General features: G+C 51.8%; 1 protein-coding gene. It reads right to left on the bottom strand.

Annotated elements, in window-relative coordinates; genetic code table 11:
* Window positions 1-4,991 (bottom strand): putative Ig domain-containing protein (locus AB1772_13105; GenBank protein ID MEW5797279.1); only part of this gene is annotated, 4,991 nt, incomplete at both ends.

Here is a 4,991-nt window from a genome sequence, read left to right as displayed (position 1 = left end):
CTCGACAAAGCCGGCACCTGCGGGCAGAGCCGATGTCGTCAGGATCGGGGTTGATTCTATATCTGTGGCAGATATGCCAAAGTTCAAATTTACATTTTCGGTTGTCGACCTGTTCCCGATAGCTGCAAGAATCGGCAGCTGGTTGCCGCCTTCATTGACGGTAATCGTAACGATCTCGGAATCGACTGCGGAGGTGTCATCGGTGGCATAGAAGGTCACATAATAGATGCCGGACTGAAGGAAAGTGGGTGTCCAGCCGAAGGTGCCAGTGCCGTTTCCATTATCGTTAAAGCTTGCTCCTGAGGGGAGCGTTGAAGTCGTCAGATGCGGGATAGTCAGGTCGGCATCAGTCGCCGATACGCCAAAACTAAGATTGACATTTTCCATGGTCGATTGCGCGCCGATAGCAGCCAGAACAGGTGTCTGGTTGCCGGCTTCGACCACAGTGATTGTCACCAGTTCGGTATCAGTGTAAACGCCGTCAGTGGCGTAGAATGAAATGTTATAAGATCCCGACTGAGTAAAACCAGGCGTCCAGTTGAAGGTCCCGGTGCCATTATGATTATCCACAAAGGCGGCGCCGGAAGGCAGAGCCGTGGTCGTCAGAACCGGATTGGTAGCATCGGGATCAGTAGCGGTTACGCCGAAATTCAGATTCACACCCTCGGTGGTGGATTTGTTACCGATTGTTGTCCAGACCGGAGCCTGGTTCCCGGTTTCAAAAACATTGATATATATCTGCTCGGAATCAATCGCAACACCATCCGAAGCGTAGAAGGTTACGCTGTAAGCACCCGCCTGCGTGAAGTTCGGTGTCCAGCTGAAATTGCCGGTGCCGTCGCCGTTATCGACAAAGGCGGCGCCGCTCGGCAATGACGTAGTCGTCAACCCGGGTATGGTCGAGTCGGCATCTGTCGCCGAAACATTGAAATTAAGATTGACACCTTCACTGATAAATTTATTTCCAATCGCGGCCAGCACCGGTGTCTGGTTGCCGGCTTCAATTACTGTAATAGACACGACTTCGGAGTCAATCGCCAGCGAGTCATCGGTGGCATAGAAGGTAACACTGTATGAACCGGACTGGTTGTAGACCGGTGTCCATCCGAATGTCCCGGTGCCATCGCCGTTGTCGCTGAATGATGCACCCGACGGCAGTGCGGAGGTCGTCAGGACCGGCACGAATCCATCGGGATCACTGGCCGATATGCCAAAGCTCAGATTCAAACCTTCCGTGACCGACCGGGCGCCGATGGCGGCGAGAATTGGCGGGAGATTGACCTGATTGACGGTAATTGTGATGACTTCCGAATCAACCACAAGTGAATCATCTGTTGCATAGAATGTAACCGAGTACGATCCGGATTGAGCATAGGTCGGGTTCCAGTCGAAGGTTTCGGTACCGGAACCGGTGCTGGTAAAGGACGCACCGGCGGGAAGAATCGATGTGGTTATTGCCGGTATTGTGCCGTCAGGGTCTGTCGCTGAAACGGTGAAGTTTAGATTCGCACCCTCATCGACAATCTTGTTTCCAACGGCTGCTAGAACCGGTGACAGGTTGACCTGATTGATGGTGAATGTGACCACCTCGGAATCAACCGCCAGCGAATCATCGGTGGCATAAAACGTAATATTATAAATTCCGGATTGCGAATAATCGGGAGTCCAGTCAAATGTCTCAGTGCCCGAACCGGTAGTCGTTATTGTGGCACCGGAGGGCAAAGATGATGTGGTTATGCCCGGAATCGATTCGATATCGGTGGCAATGACCGTGAAATTGATATTGACATTTTCATCGGCTGATTTCGGTCCGATAGCAGCCAGTATTGGCAGTTGGTTGCCGCCGTCTATAACGGTAATTGTGACAACTTCCGAATCAACCGCCGAAGAATCATCAGTGGCATAGAAAGTCACGGTATATGGCCCTGATTGCAGGAATGTCGGGGTCCAGTCAAAGGCACCAGTGCCGTTTCCATTATCGACAAAGCCGGCGCCTGCAGGCAGAGTGGAAGTTGACAGCGTCGGAATCACGCCGTCAGGATCAGAGGCGCTTATGCCAAAATTAAGATTTACGTTTTCAGTCGTCGATTGAGCACCGATAGCCGCCAGGGTCGGGGGCAGATTGACCTGATTCACTGTGATGGAAACTACTTCGGAATCAACGGCTGAGGAATCATCGGTCGCATAGAATGTAACTGTATATGGACCGGCCTGAGTAAAATCGGGTGTCCAGTTAAATGTCCCGGTACCGCCGCCGACGCCTGTAAATGTGGCGCCGCTCGGTAATGTTGATGATGTCAGAACAGGTGTCGTACCGTTGGGATCGGTGGCCGAAACGGTGAAGTTCAGATTCACGCCTTCATCAACAGATTTCGAACCGATTATCGCCAGGACCGGAGGCTGGTTAGTGTTGAAAACCTGAATTGTGACAGCTTCCGAATCAACTGCCAGCGAATCATCGGTTGCATAAAACTTGACTATATATACGCCGGACTGAGTAAAGTTGGGTGTCCAGCTGAACACGCCGGTGCCGTCATGATTATCGGTAAAGCCGGCGCCATCCGGCAGACTTGATGTAGTCAGACTCGGAATCGATTCAATATCCGTGGCCGAGACGCCAAAACTCAGATTGACACTTTCAGGTGACGATTTGGAGCCGATAGTCGCCAGAACCGGAAGCTGGTTACCGGCATCCACAATATTTATAGTGACGATTTCCGAATCAACCGCCAGTGAGTCATCAGTCGCATAGAATGTTACAGTGTACGGACCGGATTGCAGGAAAGTCGGAGTCCAGTCGAAAGTGCCGGTGCCGTTGCCATTATCGGCAAATGTCGCACCGGTGGGCAGAGCTGATGTAGTCAGCGTCGGCGTCGATTCTATATCAGTCGCAGAAACGGTAAAATTCAAATTTATATTCTCGGTTGTCGATTGTGTTCCGATCGAAGCCAGCACCGGCAACCGGTTTCCGGCATCAATGACAGTAATCGTCACGACTTCGGAATCGACAGATGAGGAATCATCGGTGGCATAAAATGTCACCGTATAAATTCCCGACTGCAAATAAGTCGGAGTCCAATCAAACGAACCGGTATTATTGCCATTATCAATAAAAGATGCGCCTGCCGGTAACGATGTATGCGTTAACGTCGCAATTGTACCATCAATATCGGTAACACTTACGCCAAAACTCAGATTAACTGCTTCGGCTGTTGACTGCGAACCAATCGTTGCGATAACAGGAGGTTGGTTAACCTGGTTAACGGTAATCGTCACGACCTCGGAATCAACCGCCGAGGAGTCATCAGTGGTATAGAAAGTAACCGTATATGGACCCGCCTGAGTGAAGTCAGGTGTCCAGTCGAAGGTCTCGGTTCCAGATCCGGTACTTGTGAAAGTTGCGCCGGAAGGAAGAGCCGAGGTGGTTATAGTCGGAGTGGTACCGTCAGCATCAGTAGCCGAAACGGTAAAGTTCAAATTCACACCTTCATCAGTGCTCTTCGAGCCAATCGCGGCCAATACCGGTGTAAGGTTCACCTGATTGACAGTGATCGTCACAACTTCGGAATCCACCGCCGAGGAGTCATCGGTAGCATAGAATGTAACTGTATATGGGCTAGCCTGAGTGAAATCAGGCGTCCAGTCGAAAGTCTCGGTGCCGGTTCCGGTCGAGGTGAATGTCGCACCGGTCGGCAGAGCTGAAGTTGTTATTGTCGGAGTGGTACCGTCGGCATCAGTCGCTGAAACGGTAAAGTTCAGATTGACACCTTCATCAGTACTCTTCGAGCCGATCGCCGCCAATACCGGTGTCAGATTGACCTGATTGACAGTGATCGTCACAATTTCGGAGTCCACCGCCGAAGAGTCATCCGTAGCATAGAACGTAACCGTATATGGACCAGCCTGAGTGAAATCAGGTGTCCAGTCGAAAGTCTCGGTGCCGGTCCCGGTCGAGGTGAATGTGGCTCCGGTCGGCAGAGCCGAGGTTGTTATTGTCGGAGTGGTACCGTCGGCATCGGTGGCCGAAACAGTAAAGTTCAGATTGACACCTTCATCAGTGCTCTTCGAGCCAATCGCCGCCAGAACAGGTGTAAGGTTCACCTGGTTGATAGTGATCGTCACGACTTCGGAATCCACCGCCGAGGAGTCATCGGTAGCATAGAATGTAACTGTATATGGACCCGCCTGTGTGAAATCAGGCGTCCAGTCAAAAGTCTCGGTGCCGGTTCCGGTGCTTGTGAATGTCGCTCCGGTCGGCAGAGCCGAAGTTGTTATATTCGGAGTGGTACCGTCAGCATCAGTGGCAGAAACGGTGAAATTCAAATTCACACCTTCATCGGTGCTCTTGGAGCCGATCACCGCCAATACCGGTGTGAAATTGACCTGGTTGACAGTAATTGTCACAACTTCTGAGTCAACTGCCAAGGAGTCATCGGTCGCATAGAATGTAACTGTATATGGACCGGCCTGCGTAAAATCAGGCGTCCAATCAAAAGTCTCGGTGCCGGTTCCGGTACTTGTGAACGTCGCACCGGTCGGCAGAGCCGAAGTTGTTATTGTCGGAGTGGTACCGTCAGCATCAGTGGCCGAAACGGTAAAGTTCAGATTGACACCTTCATCAGTACTCTTCGAGCCGATCGCCGCCAGAACAGGTGTAAGGTTCACCTGGTTGACAGTGATCGTCACGACTTCAGAATCCACCGCCGAGGAGTCATCGGTTGCATAGAATGTAACTGTATATGGACCCGCCTGAGTGAAATCAGGCGTCCAATCAAAAGTCTCGGTGCCGGTTCCGGTGCTTGTGAATGTCGCTCCGGAAGGCAGAGCCGATGTGGTTATTGTCGGAGTGGTACCGTCGGCATCGGTGGCCGAAACAGTAAAGTTCAGATTGACACCTTCATCGGTGCTCTTTGAGCCGATCGCCGCCAGAACAGGTGTGAGGTTCACCTGGTTGATAGTGATCGTCACGACTTCGGAATCCACCGCCGAGG

The organism is Candidatus Zixiibacteriota bacterium, from assembly GCA_040752815.1.
Taxonomy (GTDB): Bacteria; Zixibacteria; MSB-5A5; order GN15; family FEB-12; genus JAGGTI01.
This window is presented reverse-complemented; position numbering and strand designations above follow the sequence as displayed.